This window comes from Leclercia sp. LSNIH1 (genome assembly GCF_002902985.1).
Taxonomy (GTDB): domain Bacteria; phylum Pseudomonadota; class Gammaproteobacteria; order Enterobacterales; family Enterobacteriaceae; genus Enterobacter.
In genome coordinates this window covers 4,116,566-4,142,016 of the sequence record NZ_CP026167.1, presented here as the reverse complement: position 1 = coordinate 4,142,016, position 25,451 = coordinate 4,116,566, and the positions used below count along the sequence as shown (strand labels likewise).

Here is a 25,451-nt window from a genome sequence, read left to right as displayed (position 1 = left end):
CTTAAACCGCCTTATTTGGATCAAAGGCGTCGCGTACCGCTTCGCCAATAAAAATCAGCAATGAGAGCAGCACAGCAACGGAGAGGAAGGCGGTGATCCCAAGCCACGGTGCCTGGAGGTTATTTTTGCCCTGCAACAGCAACTCCCCCAAAGAAGGCGAGCCCAGCGGCAGGCCGAAGCCGAGAAAATCGAGCGAGGTGAGGGTGGTAATAGAGCTGCACAGAATAAACGGCAGGAAGGTGAGGGTGGCGACCATCGCATTAGGCAACATGTGGCGGAAAATGATCCCGCGATCGCTTACCCCCAGCGCCTGGGCGGCGCGAATGTAGTCGAAGTTGCGGGTGCGCAGAAACTCCGCCCGCACCACGCCTACCAGCGCCATCCAGCCAAACAGCACCGTGATAGCCAGTAGCCACCAGAAGTTAGGCTGCACCACGCTTGAGAGCAGAATAATTAAAAACAGCGTTGGCATGCCGGACCACACTTCGATAAACCGCTGTCCCCAGAGATCAATCTTGCCGCCGTAATAGCCCTGGATCGCCCCGGCCAGCACTCCCATGACGCTGGAAAACAGGGTCAGCAGCAGGCCAAACAGTATAGAAATGCGGGTACCGTACAGAATACGCGCCAGTACATCGCCGCCGTTGGCATCGGTACCCAGCCAGTTTTGTACCGAGGGTGGCGACGGGAACGGGGTGGTAGTGGCAAAGTTAATGCTGTTGGCGCCAAAGCGGACCGGCGTCCAGAGCACCCAGCCGTGCTCATTCAATTGCGCCTGTAGCCACGGGTCCTGATAATCCGCCTCGGTGGCAAAGGGGCCGCCAAAGTCGCTCTCGCTGTAATTCTTGAAAACCGGCACGTACCAGCGATCGTTAAAGTGCACCAGCAGCGGTTTGTCGTTGGCAATGATCTCCGAACAGAGGCTCAGCGCAAAAAAGAGGGCGAAAATCCATAGCGACCAGTAGCCGCGGCGGTTGTGACGAAAGCGAGCCCAGCGGGCCTGGTTGACGGGGCTTAAGCGCAGCATCAGCGACCCTCAAAATCAATACGCGGATCGACCAGCGTATAGCAGATATCACTGAGGATATTCAGCAGCAGGCCAATCAGGGTGAAAATATAGAGCGTGCCAAACATCACCGGGTAATCCCGCGAGACGGTGGCCTCGTAGCCCAGAAGACCCAGGCCGTTAAGGGAGAACATCACCTCAATTAACAGGGAGCCGGTAAAGAACATGCTGATAAAGGTGGCCGGGAAACCGGCGATGACCAGCAGCATGGCATTGCGAAAAATATGTTTCCACAGGATGCGTCGCTCGCTCACCCCCTTCGCGCGGGCGGTGACCACGTACTGCTTGCGGATCTCATCGAGAAAGGCGTTTTTGGTCAGTATGGTCAGGGCCGCAAAGCCGCCGATCACCGTCGCCAGCACCGGCAGGGTAATGTGCCACAGGTAGTCGGTTATCTTTTTGTACCACGGCAGGCTGCTGAAATCGGTCGAGACCAGCCCGCGCAGCGGGAAGAGATCGAAGTAGCTACCCCCGGCGAAAAAGACGATCAGCAGGACGGCAAACAGGAATGCCGGAATGGCATAGCCAATAATAATGAAGGTGCTGCTCCAGATGTCGAACCGGCTGCCATTATCCATCGCCTTACGAATACCTAACGGAATGGAGACCAGATAGATGATCAGCGTTCCCCATAGCCCCAGGGTAATGGAGACCGGCAGGCTCTCTTTGATCAGATGCAGCACCGACGCGCTGCGAAACAGGCTGTCGCCAAAATCGAAGCGCAGATAGTCGCCCAGCATTTTGAAGTAGCGCTCATGGATCGGTTTGTCGAAGCCGTACCGCTGGGTGATCTCGGCGATCACCTCAGGATCGAGCCCGCGCCCGCCGCGATAGTGGCTCTCATTGATATTGCCGACCCCGGTGCGGGCGTGGCTGGCGCGCATGCCCGCATCGCCTCCGCCGGGCATCGTCCCGCTGTTACCAAACTCGATGGCGGCAATCGCCTGATCCACCGGGCCGCCTGGAGCAATCTGCACGATAAAAAAGTTGATGGTGATGATCGCCCACAAAGTGGGGATCACCAGCAGTAAACGACGAAGTAAATATGCGCCCATTGCGTATCCTTAACGCCGTTCGGCGGGTAATTTCGCCGCTTTGTTAACGTCATACCACCAGGTATCAAACCCGAGAGAATAAATCGGGCGCTGGGCGGGAAGGGCGAACTTATCCCAGCGGGCGACCCTGTCTTCCCCCATAAACCACATGGGCAGCATGTAATAGTTCCAGGTCAGAACCCGATCCAGCGCCCGGCCAAGCGGTACCAGTCTGGCTTTATCCCCCTGCGCGGCGACGATCTGCGCAATCAACTTATCCACCGCCGGGTTTTGCACCCCCGGTGAATTGTAGGTGGAATCAATGTACTGAGAGGCCCAGGAGATCTGCAGATCGCTGCTCGGCCACGGCATGGCCCGCCACAGGCGCGGCATCATATCGTAATCGCGGTTGCGCATCCGGTTGGTGATCTGTGAATTATCCACCTGGCGGATATTCATGGTAATGCCCAGCCGCGCCAGGTTGTGCTGGAACGGCAGTACCCACTGATTGTTGCCCCCGGAAGCCAGCAGCAGTTCAAAACTGAGCGGTTTGCCGGTTTGCTTATTGACCCGCTGTTTATTTCGGATGACCCAGCCCGCCTCGTCCAGTAGCTGGCTGGCTTTCAGCAGATTGTTACGATCAAAGCCGTCGCCTTTCGAGACGGGGGGCTGAAAGAGAGTCGTAAACACTTCCGGGGGAACTGCATCTTTTAATGGGTCGAGGAGCGTCAGCTCCGCGGCATCCGGGTAGCCCTGCGCGGCATACTCGGTATTCTGGAAATAGCTGTTGGCACGGCTGTAGGCGCCATAAAAGAGCGCTTTGTTCATCCACTCAAAATCGAAGGCGAGGGTGATGGCCTGGCGCACGCGGCGGTCGGTAAATACCGGGCGCTGAATATTAAACGCCAGCCAGCGCGTATCCTGGGCGGAATCATTTTTAAAGGACTCCTTTACGATATAGTGGCGGTCAAAATTCTTCCCGGTGTAGCGGGTGGCCCAGTTTTTGGCGCTGCTCTCTACCCGCATATCAAAGGCACCCGCTTTAAAGGCTTCAAAGGCCACGTTGTCATCCAGATAGTAGTCGTAGCGCAGGGTGTCGAAATTCCAGCGGCCCCGGTTTACCGGCAGGTTTGCCGCCCAGTAATCTTTTACCCGGGAATAAATCACATATTGCCCCATCCGCCAGCGAGTGATGCGATACGGGCCGCCTGCCAGCGGTGGGGTGGAGAGCGGATCGCTGAGCTTATGATCTTTCCAGAACTTTTCCGGCATTACCGGCAGGGTGAGCAGGCTCAGCATGTCCTCTTTATTGGGGCTGGCAAGGGTAATGCGCACCGTCAACGGCGCGATGGCCGTTACCGTCGCCCCTTTGTAGACCAGCCGGAACTGGGGGACGCCCTCGGTCATAAATTTGTGAAAGGTGAAGGCAACATCGCTGGCCTTGACCGGCGTACCGTCGTGAAACCGCGCCTGCGGGTTGATTGTCAGCTCCATCCAGGAGAAATCATCGGCATAGCGGGCGGTCTCGGCCACCAGCGGATAATAGCTGCCGGGCTCGTCGTCTGAGGTGGTAAAGAGGGTGTCGTAGAGGGCGTCGGTTCTTTCTGCCGCCACGCCGCGCAGCGCATAACGGTTGAAATTATCGAAGGTGCCAATTGCCGCCAGGGTCACAGCGCCCCCTTTAGGCGCGGCAGAATTGACGTAATCGTAGTGATCGAAATTGATGGCATATTTTGGCTCGCCAATAACCGCGAAGGCGTCGCTCTCTTTAATGGTTTGCGCCTGACTGAACCCGCTCATTAACGCCACCATCAGCACCACAATGCGCACTATCATTACGCTACGTTTTCCTTCTCTGTTCGGCCCGGGCAAGATACCTGAATAATAAGTGACGTAGCGGTGGTTGGGCAATTATTCGCGATCAAGGTGAATATCAGGTTGCCAGTTCAGGAATTGCTCCAGGGGCAGGGGTCGGCTTATCCAGTAGCCCTGCAGCAGATTGACGTCGTGATCGCGCAGCCATTTCGCCTGCTCGGGGGTTTCGACACCTTCGGCGACGGTCACCATATTCAGCCGCCGCGCCAGGGTCAGCACCGCATCCAGTACCGGCGAGGTGACAGTTTCCATCCCGATAGCATTCACGAAACCCCGGTCGATTTTGAGGTAGTCCATAGTAAAACGCTCAAGGTAGATCAGGGCGCTGTGTCCGGTGCCAAAATCATCCACGGCGATTTCAAAACCTTCCAGATGCAGCCACTCAAACAGCTTTGTCGCTTCCCGTTGATTGAGCATGTCGCGCTCGGTAATTTCGAGCACAATCTGGAAATGATCCGGCGGCAGCGAGGCGGCAAATTTGCGCATGCCATCTTTAAAGCTCTCGGCGTGCAGATGGCCTGGCGAAATGTTAATGCCCAGCTTGGAGCCTGGCGGCAGCCGTTTCGCTAACGCCGGTGCGTCGCGCAGGATCAGATCGAAAAGGTGCAGCGTCAGCGGCACAATCAGTTGCTGGGCCTCTGCAAAGTTAATAAAGGCATCCGGCGGGATCGCCCCCGCGCCGGGATGCTGCCAGCGCATCAACACCTCCACGCCCCGCATCTGCAAATCGCTGGCACCTACCACTGGCTGGTAGACCACATGAAACTGATTCTGCTTAATGCCGGTCAGGATCTCTTTACGCGGGTTGGCGCGCATCATTAGCCAGTAGAAGCAGAGTACCCCGATGCTGGAACCGCACAACAGACCAAACAGTAGTGCAAAGACCAGATCTTCCATCGTCCAGCTTTCGGCGTAGAGATTAACGGTGAGCGGCAGTCCTTCGATTTTGCTTGAGCGCGCAGGGCGCTCTTTTAGCTCCGAAACGTGGGTGATGCGGTTTGAATAGGTCGAAAAAACCGTATCGCCAATGATCAGAGAAATACCGGCAAACTCATCCTGGCGGGCGGTGTAGAGCAGATAAGGGGTCAGGTTGAGGTTAATGGAGGTAAATATCCCCCCATCTTTCATCAGCAGATTACGATGCCACAACACAATGGCCGGTTTTTTCGGCATCATTGGCGTACCCGGCAGCAGGGCCATATCTACCGCTTTAGTTGCGTCGATTTTCGGCACCAGTTCGCTGAGCGGGACATGCATCGGCCCGGTTGCTGATGAGCAGAAGGCCATTTTATCTTTCACCAGCAGAAAGGCGCGGACGTTCAGGCTGAATGACGCGCGGGAGGTGAGTTCAGATCGTACATCCTGGCACTCGCTGAGCGTCAGTGGCTGTAATTCATCAACAGAAACGCGCAGCTCTTTAAAATAACTTTCGATGTAGTCATGGAGGTCTTTAATCAGGTTATCGTATTTCACTGCACGTTTATGGTAACTGAAAAAAAACTGCATACCGCCGCAGAGCAGGGCGACGATAAGAGCTGAAAGTACGCTGAGCATCAGCACCTTTCGGCGGGAAGATAAATGGCGGGTAAACATAAACGTTATGGGATCCTGATTTGCCGCCCGCATTATCATGACGGCTAAACTCACGCAACGATAAAACTATAACCTGGAACGAGCCGTCCAGAATTATCGCGTCCTGCGATAAAAAAAAAGCACTGCCATAGCAGTGCTTTTTTCCATGCTGTCAGTCAAGGGAAACGGACAGCACAGGCGGTTAACTGCGAGTCAGTACACGACGCGCTTCATTATAGCGCTTTTTCCAGTATGGCTCGTTCATACTGGAGATCGTCACACCACTGCTGGTGGACGCGTGGACAAACTGGTCGTTACCAATATAGATGCCGACATGACGGCCGGTTGAACCCGCACGGAACAGAACTAAATCGCCGGTACGTAAGCTGTTACGTGAAATCGATTTGCCCATTTCCTGTTGTTCATAGGTTGAACGCGGAAGTTCTAAACCAAACTGTTCGCGGAAGGTACGCTGTACGAAACCGGAACAATCAATGCCTTTACGTGTTTCGCCGCCCAGGCGATAGCGCACGCCCTTCCAGCTGGCATACTGGTCCATTAATCGGGATTTGATATCCAGATTGCTGACCATTTTTTCAAATTCATCCTGAGAAGCTTGCAGTGAAGAGGCGTCTTCTGACCCCACAACACGCGTCTCAGGATGCATATTCTTTGCGGTGTTCGATGCGCTACAAGCTGAAAGCAGAACCGCGACTGCAATCGCCGGGATTACCCGTGAGAAGTATCTCAAGATCGGTTGAGATTTGACCATGTTGTTTATTTTCCCTTGAAGTCCTTAACGACAAATATCGTTATAAAAAATGCCAAGCGAGACGAGACTAAATACCTGCGCACTATCAGACAATTCTTTATGGTCAAATCTGTGGCGAATCGCACAAATTTATTTACAACGATAATAATTGTGGCGCTGAGGTAAAACGAGTCTGAGATTACCTGATTGAGGCGGGTAATGCGAGTAAAAATACGCACTTTTTTTATAAGTAATTGTGATAGTAAAAGTACGTTGACAGGAGAGTGGTCGGGCAGGGTAATTTAGGTTAAGTTCTGTACAACGCATTAATTTCTAACGTGATTAATGTGACAGGAAGATGACAAAGGCGCTGAAATCGAGGGGGAAATCTATCAGGGATCGGTAATGATCCCTGATGGTTATTGTTAATTTCTGTTAGTAACTTGTTTCGAATTTGTTTTATTGCCGGGCAGATAACGATTAAAGAAGGCGATTAAACGCTCACTCAATGGGGTCATCAGGCACCACGGAAGACCAATCAACGCCACCGAAAGCGACCCGACGGCAATATCAGTGAACCAGTGCGCACCGATCATTACCCGAGGGAATGCGAAAACCACAAAAATAATCAGGGCTAATGCGAAAGTCTTATGCCCGAAATAACGCCACATAAAAGCGCTGAAAATAAGCAGCATCATTCCGTGATCGCCTGGGAAACTGTCTTTAGAGGCATCTTTTGTGGAAATATGCAGCAATTCACTGACGCGATAAATATCCGGGAAAAATAGCGTCGGACTTGAGCGTTTCACCGGTATTAAGGCCTGCGCCAGCTGGTTCAGCACCACCGCGGTCAGTAGCATCACCAGGCCGATCATCAGAATACGGCGACGCCCGGCGGGACTCTCTTTTCGCCAGAACGTCAGCATCAGATAACCCATCGCCAGCAGCGAGCAGCCGTCAAAGGCACGGTTATTGGTGATCGCCACCAGCCACAGGAAGGCGCGGCTCTCTCCCAGCTGCCGGTTAAAGAAGTGGAATATGCCGCTATCCAGCGGGAACCAGAAACCGTGGTTGACCGGCAGATACCAGGATAAAAAGAGCGCCACACCGGCGACATTAAGCAATAAAATGGGGAAAAGTCGGGTTTTCATCATCACGCCGTAAGTAATTCAATCAGGGCAACGTTAGTTCCCCGAACTTAAACGAAGCTTCAACAAGCTCGACTGTAAGGCATTCCAGTCGGTGTTAACCGCACTAATTAACTCTATTCGGCTGTCCGGCGGCGCCACGCCCTGCGTTTCGATGAAGAAATCTTCCCCCTGACGATTAATCCGTACCAGCCCATCGGGGGTACGCATTACCCCTTTCACCCGTTCAACCGGGGCAAGCCGCGCCCACTCCAGTAAACCGATGGTATCGAAGCAGGTGTCGGCGTCGAAGACCCAGCCACAGGCCTGATGCCCCTGGCCGCTATTCAGGCTGCGACGCCAGCGCTGGTGCGCAGGCAGACTCAGTGCCGCCAGACCCTGTTTTTCGCCGTGGCTGTGGGAATGGGCTGCGCTGGCGGGCAATTCAGCAAGATTACGCCGCGGCAGGTCGAGCAGGGCATTGTCCACACTTCCCTGGGTGGTGTGCGCAAGCTGGCGCTCGCCGCCAAAGTGCTGCCACCAGAGTTCCAGTGCAGCGCGGCTTTCCGGGGTGGCGCGGTCCTCTTTATTGGCAATGATGATGTCGGCGGCGGCCAGCTGATCGCGGAAATTCTCGTTCTGGACAAACTTTTCGTCCAGCAGCTGACGGGGATCGAGCAGGCACAGGGTGGCGCGTAAATCGATCCACGGCTCATAGACCGGGGCGGTCAGCAGGTCGAGGATCTGCTTTGGGTGACCGAGCCCGGTAGGTTCAATCAAGAGCCGGTCGGGCTTGCCCTGTCGCAGCAGGGTATTCAGCCCCACCTGCATCGGCAGGCCGTTGACACAGCACATGCATCCCCCTGGGATCTCCTTTATCAGCGCCCCGTTATCGGCCATCAACGCGCCATCAATGCCGATCTCGCCAAATTCATTGACCAGCACGGCCCACTTTTCGTCAGGATCTTTATTGGCCAGCAGGTGGAGTATTGACGTGGTTTTCCCGCTGCCGAGAAAACCGGTAATGAGGTTGGTTTTAGTCACAGGTGCTCCAGGGTGATAAATGTAATGCTATAACAATTATCAATAATCCTGGCGGAAAAGAACAGCATTGGGAAGGGGAAGGGCGAACGGAAGACTTCCCGCTCGCCTTAAGCGCAATAAAGGTTAAAGCGACAGCGTGTCGATAATCGCCTGGCGCGCGCCCGACTGGCTGATACGCTGGTAAGCCTGGGTGATGGCCTCCACGAACCGGGGTTCCTGAGGCAGGTCGTGGCCAAAAATTTCATTCAGCGCCAGCAGGGCGGTCACGCGCTCCTCCTCGCTGCTGGTCTCGATGATGGCGCGAATTTTATCGCTTAGCGGATCGCGCACGTCAATGGCATTGCCCGCATCATCCACGCCGCTGACGTAGCGCATCCACCCGGCGACTCCCAGCGCCAGCAGTGGCCAGGCGGTGTCACGCTGAAGGTGGAGGCGGATACTCTCCAGCATTCGCTGCGGCAGTTTCTGGCTGCCATCCATCGCAATCTGCCAGGTGCGGTGTTGCAGTGCCGGGTTGGCGAAGCGATCAATCAGGCTGTCGGCGTAGGCGATCAGATCCACCCCGGTGATGCGCAGCGTCGTCGCCTGTTCGTTAAGCATCAGACGACGGGCGGCGTCACGCAGCGCGCTGTCGGCCATGCAGTCATTAATATGGGCGAAACCGGCCAGATAGCCGAGATAAGCGAGGAAAGAGTGGCTGCCGTTGAGCATGCGCAGCTTCATCTGCTCCCAGGGGAGGACGTCCTGCACCATCTGTACTCCGGCCACTTCCCACTCCGGGCGGCCGGCAACAAAGTTATCTTCGATCACCCACTGAATAAACGGCTCGCAGCTAATGGCGCACGGATCCTCGACGCCCACTTCGCGGGCGATTTCCGCAAGGGAGTCGTCGGTGGCGGCGGGTACGATCCTGTCCACCATCGTGCCCGGGAAGCTGACGTTGGCGGCGATCCACTCCGCCAGCTCTGGCGAGCGCTTGTGGGCCATCCCCAGCACCGCATTTTTCACCACGTGGCCGTTGTCCGGAATGTTATCGCAGGAAAGCACGCTGAACGGCGCCAGGCCGCGCTCGCGGCGGCGGTGCAGGGCTTCGACCAGGATACCCGGCGCCGAGTGCGGCGCATCCGGGTACTCCAGATCGTGAATAATACGCTCGTTGCGGGTATCCAGCTTGCCGGTGGCCGGATCGATGCAGTAACCCTTTTCCGTGATGGTCAGGGAGACGATCGCTACCTGCGGCTCGCAAAACTTCTCAATAATGGCCGCCAGCGAATCGAGTTTAGCGTTCAGGCATTCATGTACCGCCCCGACGATAATCGGTTGATTTCCGTCGGCGCCTTTTTCCAGCACCGTAAAGAGATGATCCTGCGCGCGCAGCTGGCTCATCAGCGTATCGCCGCTAAACAGGCTAATCTCACAGATCCCCCAGTTGCCGCCTTTGACGTTGAGCACCCGGTCGGTCAGGAGGGCCTGATGGGCGCGATGAAAGGCGCCAAAGCCGAAATGGACGATACGGGAGCGTAACGCCTGGCGATCGTACTGCGGCTGCAACACGTGAGCGGGTAGCGCGGTGGTGGCAATTGTCTTCATGAAATAAACACCTGATTAACCATTAATTAACAAGGTGAGTGTAAAGTTATATGACAGCAAATTGAATTGGTAAGCCGTAAATATCCGGGAACTGTGAGATGGATCAATCAATATTGCGAGGCGAGTTGACCTGTTTCCGCATGCATGTATGGTAGTCGTCATCACATGACGAAATATTGGTATAACAACTTTAGAGGGTGAATCGATGGAACAAACCTGGCGTTGGTACGGACCCAATGATCCTGTTTCGCTTGATGACGTGCGTCAGGCTGGCGCAACGGGCGTTGTCACCGCGCTGCACCATATTCCTAACGGTCAGGTGTGGCCGGTAGAAGAGATCAAAGCGCGTCAGGCGCTGCTGGCCGAAAAAGGACTCACCTGGTCGGTAGTGGAGAGTATTCCGGTTCACGAAGAGATTAAAACCCACTCCGGCGACTATCAGACCTGGATCGCCAACTACCAGCAGAGCATTCGCAACCTCGCGGCCTGCGGCATTGATACCGTGTGCTACAACTTTATGCCCATCCTTGACTGGACGCGTACCGACCTCGAATATCAGCTGCCGGATGGTTCAAAGGCGCTGCGTTTTGACCAGATCGCCTTTGCCGCGTTCGAGCTGCACATCCTGAAGCGTGAAGGCGCAGCAGCTGACTACACTGCAGAAGAGCAGCAGCAGGCGCAGGCGTGGTTCGATGCGGCAAGCGAAGCGGATATCGAAAAGCTGACCCGCAATATCATCGCTGGTCTGCCGGGGGCGGAAGAGGGCTACACCCTCGACCAGTTCCGCGCGCGCCTGGCGGAGTATGGCAACATCGACAAAGCCCAGCTGCGGGAAAATATGGCCGTCTTCCTGCGCGCTATTGTGCCGGTAGCGGAAGAGGTGGGTGTGCGTCTGGCCGTTCACCCGGACGATCCACCGCGTCCTATCCTGGGCCTGCCGCGTATCGTCTCCACCATTGAGGATATGCAGTGGCTGAAAGAGACGGTCGACAGCATCAGCAACGGCTTCACCATGTGTACCGGCTCCTACGGCGTGCGGGCCGACAACGACCTGGTGCAGATGATTGAAACCTTTGGCGACCGCATTCACTTTACCCACCTGCGGGCAACCTGCCGGGAAGAGAATCCGAAGACCTTCCACGAAGCGGCGCACCTCGGCGGTGACGTGAATATGGTGGCAGTCGTGGATGCCATTCTCCGTGAAGAGAAGCGCCGTAAGCAGGCGGGAGATCTGCGTCCTATTCCATTCCGTCCGGATCACGGGCATCAGATGCTGGACGATCTGCGTAAGAAAACCAACCCGGGTTATTCGGCCATTGGCCGTCTGAAAGGGATGGCGGAAGTGCGCGGCGTGGAGCTGGCGCTGAAGATGACCAAATATCCTGAGCTTCTTTAACCGGTATTGCCGGGTGGCGGCTTCGCCTTACCCGGCCTACAAAAGCAGACACAAAAAAACCGGCTCAATGGCCGGTTTTTTGTAGGCCCGGTAAGCGTAGCGCCACCGGGCAAAACAGCCCGCACTTAGTCAGCACGACCCATATAGCGTTTTTCTTCGATATGGATACGAATTTTCTCGCCTGCGGAGAGGTATTCCGGCACCTGCACAACCAGACCGGTGGTCAGGGTCGCCGGTTTGTTACGTGCAGACGCGGATGCGCCTTTAATGCCCGGTGCGGTTTCCACGATCTCCAGATCGACGGTCTGCGGCAGCTCCAGCGCCAGCAGAACGCCATCCCAGGTCAGAACCTGCATGTCCGGCATGCCGCCTTCCGGAATAAACAGCAGCTCTTCTTCAATCTGATCTTTGGTGAAGATGTATGGCGTGTAGTCTTCTTTATCCATAAAGACGTACTCGTTGCCATCAACATACGAGAAATCGACATAGCGACGGGTCAGGGTAACGGTATCCACGATATCGTCGCCTTTGAAACGCTCTTCAACTTTCAGACCGGTACGTACATCGGCGAAACGCATTTTGTACAGCGTTGCTGCGCCACGGGCGCTGGGTGCCTGAATATCGATGTCTTTTACAATCAGCAATTTGCCGTTGTAATTCAGCACCATACCTTTCTTAATTTCGTTCGCTCTTGGCATTGCAGTAATCCTGTTAACGGGAAGGTCAAAAATATCGCGTCAAAGTACTCGCGCGCGGCATTTCAGGCAAGTGGATTTCGTGGCTTTTGCTATCAATACGTAAAAGGTGTTACTGTGCCCGTCACGCCCGCGGGAGCGGCTTTCTTTCAGGTAAAGTACGAATATGGATTGCCGTCCGGACTGCGGAGCATGTTGCACCGCCCCCTCCATCACCAGCCCCATTCCCGGGATGCCCAACGGCAAGCCTGCCAATACCCCCTGCGTGCAGCTGGACGCGCAACAGCGCTGCAAAATTTTCGGCTCGAGCTCGCGCCCGAAAGTGTGTGCTGGCCTGCAGCCGTCGCGGGAGATGTGCGGCGATACGCGCGGCCAGGCCATGACCTGGCTGCTCGAACTCGAGACGCTTACCGCGCCTTAAATATCCTTAATGCGCGTCAGGCAGAGCGTGGTGAGGATGCACATCCCCAGCGCAATCCAGAATACCGCGTGATAACTCCAGATCTCGGCCACGACGCCCGCCACGGAGCCTGCGATGATCCAGCCGACGCGGGTAGTGTTGGTATAAAGCGTGGTGGCCGCGCCAGCCTGACCCGGCATCAGATCCTGAAAATAGAGCATGCCGATCCCGGCGAGAATGCCAATATAGATGGCGTTCAGCAGCTGTAACCCAAGTAACACTACCGGCGTGTGCGCGGTGAGCATCCCGACGTAAAACAGCAAACCGGCAACGGCGGCAACGCGCATCAGGAAGCGCTTACCGAAGCGTTTTGCGTAGTAGCCCGCAATCAGCATCGTCGGGATCTCCAGCCCGGCAGCGGTTCCCATCATTACCCCCGCCAGCTTCTCGGAGAGATGCAGCTCATTAATGATAAACAGCGGCATGTTAATGATATAGAGGCTGTTGGTGCCCCACATTAACGTGCAGATGGTAAAGAGCAGCAGGGCGTCGCGACGGTTGCGGCGCGGCGACTCCAGCACCCCGGTTGCCAGCTTCGGCTCCTTGCGCATCGTCGGCAGGAAAAACCAGACCATCGCGCCGCAGACCACAAACGCCACGGCGGCGCTGATATACATCACCGGGAAGCCAAAGCCCATCGCCAGCGCATAGGCCACTGGCGGCCCCACGACCCAGGCCAGCGACACCTGGGCACGCAGGATCGAGCTGAACATCACCGCCTCGCGACCGGTATGGTCGGCATGTTCGCGGGCTAAGGCAAACAGCTGCGGGTTGGCGGTAGAGCCAAAGCTGCTAAGGAATACGCCGACAAACAGCAACACAAAGTAGTTACGGTTCCAGGCGAACAGCAGGCAGGCCAGGACACCCAGCAGACAGCAGAAGACGATCAAGGATTTGCGATCGCCCCGCTTATCTGAGCGACCGGCCAGGAACTGACTGACCAAGATGCCGATAATGGCGCTGCCGGTGAAGAAGAACCCCACCATGGCCGGGCGGGCATGCACCTCGTTGGTGAGGAACAGGCTCAGCGTCGGGGTCTGTAACGCGCCGGCAATGCCGGTAAGGAAAGCAACAATCAAAAACGCCGATGAGGTCAAATCAAATGGCTTGGGTGAGGCGGCTGCGGGAGTGGTGTGCATGTTTCTGTATCAGTGATATGAAGAGACGCGGAGTTTACGCCGCTTGTCATAAAATAGACAGATATCCTCGCCAGTTACCCCACAAAAAATCAAAACGTGTTTTCAGTCCGTCGCTGCGCTTGCTGAAGTTGCTGAAGCTGAACGGCTGTTCACCCCTGAAGGCAGCGGCCTGAAGCAAAAATGTGCTGTAACTCTAAATTCTGCAAGCTGAAATGCGGCTTTACTTGCAAGGATGCCTGGAAAGCGCAAGACTTCTTGAAACGTTTCAGCGCTAATTGGTTTACCTAACCCAAACGGATTGGCGCCTTTATTCACATTTAAGCTGAAACGATTCAATTTCAGCAGGAGTGGAGAACCATGTTCCAGTTATCCGTGCAGGACATTCATCCCGGCGAACAGGCCGGCACTAAAGAAGAGGCTATCCGGCAGATTGCTGCCGCGCTGGTAGAGGCGGGCAATGTCGCTAGCGGCTACGTTGACGGCATGCTGGCGCGTGAGCAGCAGACCTCTACTTTCCTTGGCAATGGCATCGCCATTCCGCATGGCACCACCGATACCCGCGATCAGGTGCTGAAAACCGGCGTTCAGGTCTATCAGTTCCCGCAGGGCGTGCTCTGGGGTGAAGGCCAGGTAGCCTATGTTGCCATCGGCATTGCCGCCAGCAGCGACGAACACCTCGGTCTGCTGCGTCAGCTGACGCACGTCCTGAGCGACGACGCCGTGGCTGAACAGCTGAAATCCGCCACCACCGCCGAAGAGCTGCGCGCCCTGCTGATGGGTGAAAAGCAGAGCGAAGCCCTGAAGCTGGATAACGAGACGCTGACGCTCGACGTAGCCGCCTCCGATCTGGTGACCCTGCAGGCGCTGAACGCCGGTCGCCTGAAAGAGGCCGGTGCGGTGGATACCGCCTTCGTGGCCCACGCCATTAACGATAAACCGCTGAATCTCGGTCAGGGCGTCTGGCTGAACGACTGTGCTGAAGGCAACCTGCGCAGCGCTATCGCCGTCAGCCGTGCAACAACCGCATTCGATACCGCCGGCGAAACCACGGCGATGCTGGTGACCGTCGCCATGGCCGATGAACAGCCGGTTGAGGTGCTGAAGCGCCTTAGCGATCTGCTGCTGAACAAAAAAGCTGAACAACTGCTGAAAGCGGATGCTGCGACCCTGCTGGCGCTGCTGACCAGCGATGATGTGAACACCGATGAACTGCTGAGCGCCGGGTTTGTCGTGCGCAACGAACACGGCCTGCATGCCCGTCCTGGCACCATGCTGGTCAATACCATTAAGCAGTTCAACAGCGACGTGACCGTCACCAACCTCGACGGCAGCGGTAAACCGGCCAACGGCCGTAGCCTGATGAAAGTCGTCGCGCTGGGCGTGAAGAAAGGGCATCGCCTGCGCTTCACCGCGCAGGGTGCGGATGCTGAACAGGCGCTGAAAGCGATTGGCGAAGCCATCGCGGCGGGTCTGGGGGAGGGCGCATAATGAGCAGACGTGTTGCCACTATTACGCTGAACCCGGCTTACGACCTCGTGGGCTTTTGCCCGGAAATTGAACGCGGCGAAGTCAACCTCGTGCGTACCACTGGCCTGCACGCGGCAGGTAAAGGGATTAACGTTGCCAAAGTGCTGAAGGATCTGGGTATCGACGTCACCGTCGGCGGTTTCCTCGGCAAAGATAACCAGGATGGTTTCCAGCAGCTGTTCAGCGAGCTGGGGATCGCCAACCGTTTCCAGGTGGTGCAGGGGCGTACCCGCATCAACGTGAAGCTGACCGAGAAAGATGGCGAAGTCACCGATCTGAACTTCTCCGGTTTTGAAGTGACCCAGGCGGACTGGGAACGTTTTGTGAATGACTCCCTGAGCTGGCTGGGTCAGTTCGACATGGTCTGCGTCAGCGGCAGTCTGCCGTCCGGCGTCAGCCCGGAAGCCTTTACCGACTGGATGACGCGTCTGCGCAGCCAGTGCCCGTGCATCATCTTTGACAGCAGCCGCGATGCGCTGGTGGCCGGTCTGAAAGCCGCACCGTGGCTGGTGAAACCTAATCGTCGCGAACTTGAGATCTGGGCAGGCCGTAAGCTGCCAGAATTAAAGGATGTGATTGAAGCCGCCCATGCGCTGCGTGAGCAGGGTATCGCTCATGTGGTCATCTCCCTGGGGGCAGAGGGCGCGCTGTGGGTTAACGCCTCCGGCGAATGGATAGCGAAACCGCCGTCGATGGAAGTGGTCAGCACCGTTGGTGCCGGCGACTCGATGGTTGGCGGGCTGATTTATGGCCTGCTGATGCGCGAATCCAGTGAACATACTTTACGTCTTGCCACCGCCGTTGCAGCCCTGGCCGTCAGCCAGAGCAATGTCGGTATTACCGATCGTACCCAGTTGGCCGCGATGATGGCGCGCGTTGACTTAAAACCCTTTAACTGACAGCAGGAGAGGCATAATGAAAACGCTGCTGATTATTGACTCTGCACTCGGACAGGCGCGCGCCTATATGGCGAAAACCCTGCTCGGTTCGGCGGGACATAAAGCACACCTTGATTTCATCGACAACCCGGGCGATGCCGAACTGGTTATCGTTCTCGGCGACAAAATCCCCGCCGACAGTTCGCTGAACGGCAAAAAAGTGTGGCTGGGCGATATCAACCGCGCCGTTGCACACCCGGAACTGTTCCTGAGCGAAGCGAAAGGCCATGCGGCACTCTATACCGCACCTGTCGCAGCGGCGGAGACGGCTGTTGCTGCGGGTCCGAAACGCGTGGTGGCGGTTACCGCCTGCCCAACCGGCGTAGCGCACACCTTTATGGCGGCTGAAGCCATTGAAACTGAAGCCAAAAAACGCGGCTGGTGGGTAAAAGTTGAAACCCGCGGCTCCGTGGGCGCAGGTAATGCGATCACCCCGGAAGAGGTGGCGGCTGCGGATCTGGTGATTGTGGCGGCAGATATCGAAGTGGATCTGGCGAAGTTTGCCGGTAAGCCGATGTACCGCACCTCCACCGGTCTGGCGCTGAAGAAAACCGCGCAAGAGCTGGATAAAGCCCAGGCCGAAGCGAAACCGTTCCAGCCTGCCGGCAACACCGCGGCTGCGGCTTCTGAAGGCAAAAAAGAGTCCGCTGGCGCGTATCGTCACCTGCTGACGGGCGTCTCCTATATGCTGCCGATGGTGGTGGCGGGCGGTCTCTGTATCGCGCTCTCCTTCGCCTTTGGTATCGAAGCCTTTAAAGAGCCGGGTACCCTGGCGGCGGCGCTGATGCAGATTGGCGGCGGCTCGGCGTTCGCGCTGATGGTGCCGGTCCTGGCGGGTTACATTGCGTTCTCTATTGCTGACCGTCCGGGTCTGACTCCAGGTCTGATCGGCGGTATGCTGGCTGTGAGCACCGGCTCTGGCTTTATCGGCGGGATCATCGCGGGCTTCCTCGCAGGCTACATGGCGAAGCTGATTAGCTCGAAGCTGAAACTGCCGCAGAGTATGGAAGCCCTGAAACCGATCCTGATCATTCCGCTGATCTCCAGCCTGGTGGTTGGCCTGGCGATGATCTACCTGATCGGTAAACCGGTTGCGGGTATCCTCGAAGGCCTGACCCACTGGCTGCAAACCATGGGCACCGCCAATGCGGTCCTGCTGGGTGCTATCCTCGGTGCGATGATGTGTACCGATATGGGTGGTCCGGTGAACAAAGCATCTTACGCCTTCGGTGTCGGCCTGCTGAGTACCCAGACCTATGCGCCAATGGCTGCCATTATGGCGGCGGGTATGGTGCCTCCGCTGGCGCTGGGCCTGGCGACTATCGTTGCCCGTCGTAAGTTCGACAAGGCGCAGCAGGAAGGCGGTAAAGCGGCGCTGGTACTGGGCCTGTGCTTTATCACTGAAGGGGCAATTCCGTTCGCTGCCCGTGACCCAATGCGCGTTCTGCCATGCTGTATCGTCGGTGGCGCGGTGACCGGCGCTATCTCCATGGCGATTGGCGCGAAACTGATGGCGCCGCACGGCGGTCTGTTTGTTCTGCTGATCCCGGGCGCCATTACGCCAGTGCTGGGTTACCTGTTTGCGATTATCGCCGGTACCCTGGTAGCGGGCCTCTCTTACGCGGTGCTGAAACGCCCGGAAGCTGAAGCGGTTGCCGCAAAAGCAGTATAATCTTTCTTCATCCGAAAAGGGCAGAGGCGACTCTGCCCTTTTTTTGCTTTTTATCGTGCTACTGTTCGCAGTTTTTTGTAGACAGCAAAACTCTCTCTACAAAAAATTGTGATTCTGTTCATAACCATTTCACACCCTTTTTTCCACCGCTTTACTTTACCCTTCCTGCGAATACTATAAACACGTGTTCGTATATAAACATGTGCTCTAATAGAATTAAAAGTCACTCACTCGCTTAATTATCATTGCGATGGCCGGCGTGCCAGAGGATGTTCTATGCGTGAAAAGGATTATATTGCTGTTATTGGTTCTGCGAATATGGATGTTGCGGGGTATTCACACGCCTCGCTTAATTATGCGGACTCTAACCCAGGGAAAATTAAATTTACCCCCGGCGGCGTTGGGCGGAATATTGCGCAAAACCTTGCGCTGTTGGGAAAAAATGTCTGGCTACTTTCGGCGGTCGGCGATGACTTTTACGGTCAGTCGCTGCTATCACAAACCCAGGCCGCTGGCGTACAGGTGGAAAAATGTCAGGTGATCGCGGGCGAAGGCACCTCCAGTTATTTATCCTTGCTGGATAATACCGGCGAAATGCTGGTAGCCATTAATGATATGGCTATTTCTGACTACATCAATCCGGACTATCTGGCCCACCACCTGGCCTTTCTGCGTGCGGCAAACGCGGTGGTGGTGGACTGTAATCTCAGTGAATCTGCGCTGGGCTGGATATTTGAAAATGCAGGCCAGGCACCGGTATTCGTTGACCCCGTCTCGGCCTGGAAATGCAACAAAGTGCGCGACTGGCTGGGCCATATCCACACGCTGAAGCCCAACCGGATTGAAGCCGAAACCCTGAGCGGCATTCCGCTCTCCTGCGCGGCGGATGCCCCGAAAGTCGCGGCCTGGTTTCACCAGCACGGCCTGTTCCGGCTGGTATTAAGCATGGGCGGCGACGGCGTTTATTACAGCGAGAAAGGGGGCGAAAGCGGCTGGTCAGCCCCGTTTAAAACCCGGCTTGTCAATGTCACCGGCGCGGGGGACGCGATGATGGCGGGGCTCGCCTTCTGCTGGCTGGAAGGAGCCACATTTGCCCATTCCGTTCGTTTTGCCCAGGGCTGCTCGTCGCTGGCGCTCGCTTCCGTATATACCAATAACCCCGACTTATCGGCTGAAAATGTTAACGCATTAATGGAGAGAGAACATGTCTGAATTAAAATTATCTGCTGAGTTCCTGCAAATTTCTCCTGAGGTTCAGGACGCTTTAAATAATAACAAGCCGGTTGTGGCCCTTGAATCCACCATTATTTCTCACGGCATGCCTTTCCCGCAAAATGCCCAGACGGCGCTGGAAGTTGAAGATGCGATCCGCCAGCAGGGGGTTATTCCCGCCACTATCGCCATTATTCGTGGCGTAATGAAAGTGGGGCTCAGCAAAGAAGAAATTGAACTGTTAGGCCGTGAAGGCCATGCGGTGACCAAAGTCAGCCGCCGGGATTTACCTTTTGTGGTTGCCGCAGGAATTAATGGCGCGACCACGGTTGCCTCCACCATGATTATTGCGGCAATGGCCGGGATTAAGGTCTTTGCTACCGGCGGAATTGGCGGTGTACACCGCGGTGCGGAACACACATTTGATATTTCTGCCGATTTACAGGAGCTGGCGAAAACCAATGTCGCCGTGGTTTGCGCCGGGGCGAAATCTATTCTCGACCTCGGGTTAACCACCGAATATCTGGAAACCAACGGTGTACCGTTAATTGGCTATCAGACCCAGTCCCTGCCTGCCTTTTTCTGTCGCACCAGCCCGTTTGAGGTCAGCATCCGTCTCGACAGCGCTGAAGCCATCGCACGCGCAATGGCGGTGAAATGGCAGACCGGCCTTAACGGCGGCCTGGTGGTGGCGAATCCTATCCCGGAACAGTTTGCGATGCCTGAAGAGACCATCAACGGCGCTATCGATCAGGCGGTGAAAGAAGCGGAAGAGCAGGGTGTGACCGGCAAAGCCAGCACGCCGTTCCTGCTGGCCCGCGTGGCGGAATTAACCGGTGGCGACAGCCTGAAATCCAATATCCAGCTGGTCTTTAACAACGCCCGTCTGGCCTGCGACATCGCGAAGGCGTACCAGCGCATCGCGTAATCTTTTCACAGGCAGTTTGCCGTCGCCTGTCTTCACAGTGGAATCACGGATACCCGGCCAGTCGCCGGGTTTTCAGGTAAGGAAATCATTATGGATGTAATGAGAAGTCTGCTGGGTATGGCGGTGCTGTTAGCAATAGCCTTCCTCCTGTCGGTCAATAAACGCCGTATCAGTCTGCGTACCGTTGGCGCCGCTTTCATTTTGCAGGTGGCAATTGGCGGCATCATGCTCTATTTCCCGCCAGGAAAATGGCTGGTTGAACAGGCCGCGATAGGGGTGAGCAAGGTAATGTCCTACAGCGATGCCGGTAGTGCTTTTATCTTTGGCGCGCTGGTTGGCCCCAAAATGGATACGCTGTTTGACGGTGCCGGGTTCGTCTTTGCCTTCCGGGTGCTGCCCGCCATTATCTTTGTCACCGCGCTGATAAGCCTGCTCTACTACATCGGGGTGATGGGGCTGCTGATCCGTATTCTGGGCTCCATTTTCCAGAAAGCGTTGCGTATCAGTAAAATTGAATCCTTCGTGGCGGTGACCACCATCTTCCTCGGCCAGAACGAGATCCCGGCGATCGTGAAACCCTTCGTCGATAAGCTGAACCGCAATGAGCTGTTTACCGCTATTTGTAGCGGGATGGCGTCCATTGCCGGTTCGATGCTGATTGGCTACGCCGGAATGGGAGTGCCGATTGATTACCTGCTCGCCGCCTCGTTAATGGCCATTCCTGGCGGGATTTTGTTTGCCCGTCTGCTGAGCCCGTCCACGGAGGCGTCACAGGTCACCTTCGATAACCTGTCGTTCAGCGACACGCCGCCGAAAAGCATTATCGAAGCCGCGGCGACCGGGGCGATGACCGGGTTAAAAATCGCCGCCGGGGTTGCGACGGTGGTAATGGCCTTTGTGGCGATCATCGCCCTGCTGAACGGTATGCTGGGCGGCATTGGCGGCTGGTTGGGTATTGAAAGCCTGAGCCTGGAAGGGCTGTTTGGCTATGCCCTGGCACCGCTGGCGTGGCTCATGGGGGTCGAATGGCAGGATGCCACGCTCGCAGGCAGCCTGATTGGACAGAAGCTGGCGATTAACGAATTTGTCGCCTATCTCAACTTCTCGCCATATCTGCAAACCGCCGGTCAGCTGGATGTGAAGACCATCGCCATCATCTCTTTTGCTCTGTGCGGCTTTGCCAACTTCGGCTCGATTGGCGTGGTGGTGGGCGCCTTTTCTGCGGTATCGCCCCAGCGCGCCCCGGAGATTGCCCAGTTGGGCGTGCGGGCGCTGGTGGCGGCCACGCTCTCTAACCTGATGAGCGCCACCATTGCGGGCTTCTTTATTGGTCTGGCAGGCTAGTGACGCAGGCCGGGTAGGGCAACTACCCGGCCTGTTTACGGCTGGCTCTCCAGCAGCGACAGGACGTTATCTACCGACAGCGTCGGGTTATTGATGCTTTCACTGGCGCGGGAGAGCGCCGCGCAGGCACTCGCGAACCGGGCACTTTCCGTAAAATCGCTCCCGTCGAGGAAGCCATAAATCAACCCCGCCATAAAGGCGTCATCGGCACCAAAGCGGTCAACCACCGGGTGGGTGAGCGGCGATAGCAGAAGCGGCTCCGCGCCTTGTTCGCTGCAGAGCACCGAATCATCTTCCAGACAGACCACAATCCGCTGCACCCCTTTCTCATGCAGGGCGGCGAGGGCACTCGTGCGATCCTCGCACTCCGCCAGGATCTGCAGCTCCTTCAGCGTCGGCTTCAGGGTATGGATGCGCGACAGCCAGGGTTTGATCCTGTCGGCTTTAAATTCTGAAACCGTGTCGACAAACACCGGCACATCCCCGGCGAGGGTAAAGACCCACTCCAGCGCTTCCGTAGTGAGGTTACAGTCGGCCAGCACGACGCCCGCATGGGCCAGCAGTTCCCGGGAGTGATTCAGCAGCTGCGGCGTCAGCCCCTGCAGGATATGGGTATCATTGATCGCCAGCACAGTGTCGTCCTGCGGACTGGCAATCGACAGATAGGTTGCGGTGCTTTGTCCGTGCAGGCGGATGGTGCTCTGCACGTTAACGCCCGCCTGGCGGGTCTGCTCCAGCAGGGTTTCGCCATAAAAATCGCTGCCCACGGCAGAGATCAGGTGCACCTCGCGCCCCAGCAGCGCGAGGTTGTGGGCGATGTTACGCGCCACGCCGCCCGCCGCGCACTGAATGGCTCCCGGCTGGGAGGAGGGTTCAGGAAAACGAATATCGGCCACCCCGCGAATATCCATATTGATGGCGCCGAGCGCCACGCAATAATCCTGTTCGGTCAGGATATAGCCTTTGCCCTTGATCGCTCCTTTGCGCATCAGGTCCATAATGTGCGCAGCGACGCGGGAGCGGCTGATATCGAGGATCTGGGCGATCTCATGCTGCTGAATAAGGGGGTTGCGCCGCAGGATCTTCAGGATCTGCTTTTCCCTTTCGTTCATCATTCTGCGGTCGCCTCGGCATGCTGTTGCGCTTTCAGCCAGGCGATCTCCTCGGCCCAGATATCCGGGTTGATGGTTTCCAGCACCAGCGGAATGTTGTCGAAACGCGGATCCTGCATGATAAAGCGGAACGCATCATGGCCGATGTTGCCTTCACCCAGGCTGTGGTGACGGTCAACGCGGCTGCCAAAGGTGCTTTTCGCGTCGTTGAGGTGCATACCGCGCAGGTACTCAAAGCCCACGACGCGCTCGAACTCGGCGAAGGTTTTTGCACACGCTTCCGCGCTGCGCAGGTCGTAACCGGCGGCAAAGGCGTGGCAGGTATCAATGCAGACGCCGATGCGGGATTTATCCTCCACGGCATCGATGATGGCGGCCAGATGCTCAAAGCGGAAACCGAGGTTGCTGCCCTGTCCGGCGGTATTTTCAATCACCGCCGTCACCCCCTGGGTCTGTGCCAGCACGATGTTGATCGACTCGGCGATCCGCGCCAGACAAGCATCTTCGTCGATCTGCGCCAGATGGCTGCCGGGATGGAAGTTCAGCAGCGTCAGACCGAGCTGCTCGCAGCGCTGTACCTCATCGAGGAAGGCCGCGCGGGATTTATCCAGCGCCTCCTGTACCGGGTGACCGAGGTTAATCAGGAAACTGTCGTGGGGCAGGATCTGGCCGGGGGAGAAATGGTATTTTTCGCAGGCCGCTTTGAACTCATCAATCACCTGAGTCGTTAACGGCGCGGCGCGCCACTGGCGCTGATTTTTGGTGAACAGGGCGAAGGCGGTCGCCTCGATTTCGGCGGCGCGAATAGCGGCATTTGCCAGACCGCCGGCAGCGCTGACGTGCGCTCCAACATATTTCATAAAGGGACTCCTGTTAACCCGCAAACGCATATGATAGCGGGTTAACAGGATAAGGCTACAGCGGTTTATGCCATCAGGCTATGCACCGCCAGGTTAATGGCGCCCCCGCCGACAATCAGCCAGACAAAGAGCAGCAGCGCCATCAGCAGCGGTTTCGCTCCGGCTTTTTTCAGGGCGCTGACGTGGGTGGTTAAGCCCAGCGCCGCCATCGCCATTGCCAGCAGGATGGTATCCAGCGTCACCAGCATATCCACGACCGGTTTGGGCAGCAGATGGAACGAGTTAAACACCGCGACCACAATAAACAGAATGGCGAACCAGGGGATGGTGATTTTGCTCTTCTCACCGTTGCCCGCTGGCGCAAGCTGTTTCACTCTTGCGGCCAGGATCAGCAGGAACGGGGCCAGCATCATCACCCGCAGCATTTTGGCGATCACCGCGGCATTTTCTGCGTCCGGGCTGATGGCGTGACCCGCCGCGACCACCTGGGCGACCTCATGCATCGTCGAGCCGATGTAGATGCCGTAGTTTTCCGGGCTAAACCAGTGGGCTACCAGCGGATACATGGCCGGATAGAGGAAGATCGCCAGGGTACCGAAGATCACCACCGTCGCCACCGCCACGGTCACCTTGCTGGACTCGGCCTTTACCACCGGCTCGGTGGCCAGCACCGCCGCGGCGCCGCAGATGCTGCTGCCTGCACCAATCAGCCAGCTGGTCTGTTTGTCGAGCCCGAACACCTTCTGGCCGATAAAGCAGGCCAGTAAAAAGGTGCTCGAGAGGGTTAAGATATCAATCGCAATACCGCTTACTCCGACGTCGGCAATCTGCGCGAAGGTCAGACGAAAGCCATACAGGATGATCCCGAGTCGCAGCAGGTGCTGCTTGGCGAAGATGACGCCGCTGTCGCACGGCTTGTAAATCTTCGGATAAACCGTATTTCCGACCACCATCCCCAGCAGGATAGCCAGGGTCAGGGCGCTGAATCCGGCGCCTGCAACCGCCGGGATGCTGCCGCCCCATAATGCGACACCGGTGACCAGCGCGCTGAGCGCCAGGCCCGGGATGTAGTGCCACACGGTACGATGATGCTGTAGGGTGAGTGTTGTCATAACCGTCTCCTTTTCTCTGGCTAAAAGGTTACGGCGCGCTGGCTTAAAAATAAAATTGATTATATATTTATAATTAATCTTTATAAGTGGTAAGCAGGGTGCTTACCTTACCGGATAGCGACTATGCACATTACCTTACGCCAGCTTGAAGTCTTCGCCGAAGTGCTGAAAAGCGGATCGACTACGCAGGCCTCTCAGATGCTGGCACTCTCTCAGTCCGCCGTCAGCGCCGCGTTAACCGATCTTGAAGGTCAGCTGGGGGTTCAGCTCTTTGACCGGGTAGGGAAGCGGCTGGTGGTGAACGAGCATGGACGTTTGCTCTACCCGCGCGCGCTGGCGCTGCTGGAGCAAACGGTCGAAATTGAACAGCTCTTTCGCGAGGATAACGGCGCCATTCGTGTCTACGCCAGCAGCACCATTGGCAACTATATCCTGCCTGAAGTGATTGCCCGCTATCGCCGGGATTTCCCGACCCTGCCGCTGGAGATGAGCGTTGGCAACAGCCAGGATGTGATCACCGCGGTGATCGATTTTCGGGTGGATATTGGCCTTATCGAAGGGCCATGCCACAACGCCGACATTATTGCTGAGCCCTGGCTGGAGGATGAGCTGGTGGTCTTCGCCTCGCCGGCCTCTTCTTTATTACAGCAGGAGGTGACCCTGGAGCGGCTGGCTCAGGCGCCGTGGATTTTACGCGAGCAGGGCTCAGGCACGCGTGAGATCGTCGATTATCTGCTGCTCTCCCATCTGCCGCAGTTCCATATGGGCATGGAGCTCGGCAATTCAGAGGCCATCAAACATGCGGTGCGCCACGGTCTTGGCATCAGCTGCCTGTCGCGGCGGGTGATTGCCGAACAGCTGGAGAGCGGAACGCTGGTGGAGATCCCCGTGCCATTGCCCAATAAGCTGGTGCGCACCCTGTGGCGCATCCATCACCGCCAGAAGCACCTCTCTAATTCCCTCCAGCGTTTTCTGCGTTACTGCGAAATGTAATCCT

Annotated in this window: 22 protein-coding genes; 9 read left to right on the top strand and 13 right to left on the bottom strand. The window is 56.7% G+C overall.

The features are described 5' to 3' along the window. Window position 1: 1 nt before the first annotated feature. The 8 genes from C2U54_RS20465 to C2U54_RS20430 form a co-directional block, all read right to left on the bottom strand. Entirely contained in the window at window positions 2-1,027 is a 1,026-nt protein-coding gene (locus C2U54_RS20465) for an ABC transporter permease (protein WP_103180371.1), read from the bottom strand. Next, entirely contained in the window at window positions 1,027-2,121 is a 1,095-nt protein-coding gene (locus tag C2U54_RS20460; RefSeq protein ID WP_103180369.1) for a microcin C ABC transporter permease YejB, read from the bottom strand. The genes C2U54_RS20465 and C2U54_RS20460 overlap by 1 nt, the downstream gene beginning before the upstream one ends. Before the next feature lie 9 nt (window positions 2,122-2,130). Next, window positions 2,131-3,936, bottom strand: coding sequence for an extracellular solute-binding protein (locus C2U54_RS20455; RefSeq protein WP_103180367.1), 1,806 nt, complete (start codon window positions 3,934-3,936; stop codon window positions 2,131-2,133). A 75-nt stretch (window positions 3,937-4,011) separates the two neighbouring features. After that, window positions 4,012-5,568: a cyclic di-GMP phosphodiesterase gene (locus C2U54_RS20450; RefSeq protein WP_103180365.1), complete on the bottom strand. Its 1,557-nt coding sequence runs from the start codon at window positions 5,566-5,568 to the stop codon at window positions 4,012-4,014. A gap of 181 nt (window positions 5,569-5,749) precedes the next feature. After that, window positions 5,750-6,319: a bifunctional murein DD-endopeptidase/murein LD-carboxypeptidase gene (mepS, locus tag C2U54_RS20445; RefSeq protein WP_103180364.1), complete on the bottom strand. Its 570-nt coding sequence runs from the start codon at window positions 6,317-6,319 to the stop codon at window positions 5,750-5,752. 404 nt (window positions 6,320-6,723) lie between these two features. Continuing rightward, window positions 6,724-7,455, bottom strand: coding sequence for a phosphatase PAP2 family protein (locus C2U54_RS20440; RefSeq protein WP_103180362.1), 732 nt, complete (start codon window positions 7,453-7,455; stop codon window positions 6,724-6,726). A gap of 27 nt (window positions 7,456-7,482) precedes the next feature. Continuing rightward, window positions 7,483-8,469, bottom strand: a complete 987-nt coding sequence (locus tag C2U54_RS20435; protein ID WP_103180360.1) for a CobW family GTP-binding protein — start codon at window positions 8,467-8,469, stop codon at window positions 7,483-7,485. A gap of 123 nt (window positions 8,470-8,592) precedes the next feature. After that, a complete protein-coding gene (locus tag C2U54_RS20430; protein WP_103180358.1) occupies window positions 8,593-10,059 on the bottom strand; it encodes a mannitol dehydrogenase family protein in 1,467 nt (488 codons plus the stop codon). Window positions 10,060-10,264: 205 nt separating this feature from the next. Here C2U54_RS20430 and uxuA point away from each other — a divergent pair, with 205 nt between their 5' ends. After that, the gene (gene uxuA / locus C2U54_RS20425) at window positions 10,265-11,455 is read left to right on the top strand and encodes a mannonate dehydratase (protein WP_103180357.1); all 1,191 of its coding nucleotides are present in this window, start codon (window positions 10,265-10,267) and stop codon (window positions 11,453-11,455) included. A 125-nt stretch (window positions 11,456-11,580) separates the two neighbouring features. Here uxuA and yeiP read toward each other — a convergent pair whose 3' ends face one another. Then, complete coding sequence (gene yeiP / locus C2U54_RS20420) at window positions 11,581-12,153, bottom strand: elongation factor P-like protein YeiP (RefSeq protein ID WP_014884579.1); 573 nt, start codon at window positions 12,151-12,153, stop codon at window positions 11,581-11,583. A 163-nt stretch (window positions 12,154-12,316) separates the two neighbouring features. On the opposite strand from yeiP, the gene C2U54_RS20415 reads away from it, so the two are divergent. Beyond that, complete coding sequence (locus tag C2U54_RS20415) at window positions 12,317-12,571, top strand: YkgJ family cysteine cluster protein (RefSeq protein WP_103180356.1); 255 nt, start codon at window positions 12,317-12,319, stop codon at window positions 12,569-12,571. On the opposite strand, the gene setB is transcribed toward C2U54_RS20415, so the two are convergent. Next, a complete protein-coding gene (setB, locus tag C2U54_RS20410; RefSeq protein ID WP_103180355.1) occupies window positions 12,568-13,749 on the bottom strand; it encodes a sugar efflux transporter SetB in 1,182 nt (393 codons plus the stop codon). The two genes, C2U54_RS20415 and setB, sit on opposite strands and share 4 nt — an antisense overlap. Before the next feature lie 357 nt (window positions 13,750-14,106). Here setB and fruB point away from each other — a divergent pair, with 357 nt between their 5' ends. The 6 genes from fruB (at window position 14,107) to C2U54_RS20380 (ending at window position 21,370) form a co-directional block, all read left to right on the top strand. Continuing rightward, complete coding sequence (gene fruB, locus C2U54_RS20405) at window positions 14,107-15,237, top strand: fused PTS fructose transporter subunit IIA/HPr protein (protein ID WP_103180354.1); 1,131 nt, start codon at window positions 14,107-14,109, stop codon at window positions 15,235-15,237. Further along, complete coding sequence (gene fruK / locus C2U54_RS20400; protein ID WP_103180352.1) at window positions 15,237-16,175, top strand: 1-phosphofructokinase; 939 nt, start codon at window positions 15,237-15,239, stop codon at window positions 16,173-16,175. Before fruB ends, fruK begins: the two co-directional genes overlap by 1 nt. A gap of 16 nt (window positions 16,176-16,191) precedes the next feature. After that, window positions 16,192-17,886 carry a PTS fructose transporter subunit IIBC gene (gene fruA / locus C2U54_RS20395; protein ID WP_103180350.1) on the top strand — a complete coding sequence of 565 codons (1,695 nt, stop codon included), beginning with the start codon at window positions 16,192-16,194 and terminating at the stop codon, window positions 17,884-17,886. Window positions 17,887-18,162: 276 nt separating this feature from the next. After that, the gene (locus C2U54_RS20390) at window positions 18,163-19,098 is read left to right on the top strand and encodes a pseudouridine kinase (RefSeq protein WP_103180348.1); all 936 of its coding nucleotides are present in this window, start codon (window positions 18,163-18,165) and stop codon (window positions 19,096-19,098) included. Next, the gene (locus C2U54_RS20385; RefSeq protein WP_103180347.1) at window positions 19,091-20,026 is read left to right on the top strand and encodes a pseudouridine-5'-phosphate glycosidase; all 936 of its coding nucleotides are present in this window, start codon (window positions 19,091-19,093) and stop codon (window positions 20,024-20,026) included. The genes C2U54_RS20390 and C2U54_RS20385 overlap by 8 nt, the downstream gene beginning before the upstream one ends. Before the next feature lie 90 nt (window positions 20,027-20,116). Next, entirely contained in the window at window positions 20,117-21,370 is a 1,254-nt protein-coding gene (locus C2U54_RS20380) for a NupC/NupG family nucleoside CNT transporter (protein ID WP_103180345.1), read from the top strand. A 35-nt stretch (window positions 21,371-21,405) separates the two neighbouring features. On the opposite strand, the gene C2U54_RS20375 is transcribed toward C2U54_RS20380, so the two are convergent. The 3 genes from C2U54_RS20375 to C2U54_RS20365 form a co-directional block, all read right to left on the bottom strand. Beyond that, a complete protein-coding gene (locus C2U54_RS20375; protein ID WP_103181112.1) occupies window positions 21,406-22,482 on the bottom strand; it encodes a sugar kinase in 1,077 nt (358 codons plus the stop codon). Then, entirely contained in the window at window positions 22,482-23,342 is an 861-nt protein-coding gene (gene nfo, locus C2U54_RS20370) for a deoxyribonuclease IV (RefSeq protein ID WP_103180343.1), read from the bottom strand. The genes C2U54_RS20375 and nfo overlap by 1 nt, the downstream gene beginning before the upstream one ends. A 65-nt stretch (window positions 23,343-23,407) precedes the next feature. Further along, window positions 23,408-24,454 carry a YeiH family protein gene (locus tag C2U54_RS20365; RefSeq protein WP_103180341.1) on the bottom strand — a complete coding sequence of 349 codons (1,047 nt, stop codon included), beginning with the start codon at window positions 24,452-24,454 and terminating at the stop codon, window positions 23,408-23,410. 123 nt (window positions 24,455-24,577) lie between these two features. Here C2U54_RS20365 and yieE point away from each other — a divergent pair, with 123 nt between their 5' ends. After that, complete coding sequence (yieE, locus tag C2U54_RS20360; RefSeq protein ID WP_103180339.1) at window positions 24,578-25,447, top strand: DNA-binding transcriptional regulator YeiE; 870 nt, start codon at window positions 24,578-24,580, stop codon at window positions 25,445-25,447. Window positions 25,448-25,451: the final 4 nt, after the last annotated feature.